Annotated in this window: 1 protein-coding gene; it reads left to right on the top strand. The window is 29.6% G+C overall.

The window, feature by feature from the left end; all coding sequences use genetic code 11:
* The coding region (locus tag PV02_RS13015) for an aspartate/glutamate racemase family protein (RefSeq protein WP_256623840.1) at positions 1 to 250 on the top strand (250 nt) is incomplete at both ends.

Genomic DNA, 250 nt, shown 5'->3' with positions numbered 1-250 from the left:
AACTTCTTTCTATATAGCATCTTTACTATGTGATAATTTTGGAATAATATCTCCTGGAAAAGAAGTTATTGAAATTGTTAATAAAATGGTACATAGTGTAAAGTTAGAAAATAAATTTGCTGGTGTTGTGGAGTTAAACCTAGGAGTAGATGATTTACTAGTGGATACGGAAATAACGAAAGCAAGGATTATATCTGCAGTAAGCAGGTTAATTGATAATTTAAAAGCGGAAGCAATAATATTTGGATGT

Source organism: Methanolobus chelungpuianus, assembly GCF_024500045.1.
In the GTDB taxonomy this organism is placed as follows: domain Archaea; phylum Halobacteriota; class Methanosarcinia; order Methanosarcinales; family Methanosarcinaceae; genus Methanolobus; species Methanolobus chelungpuianus.
The sequence above is the reverse complement of the archived record's forward strand: the minus strand, read 5'-3'. Positions and strand labels throughout refer to the sequence as shown.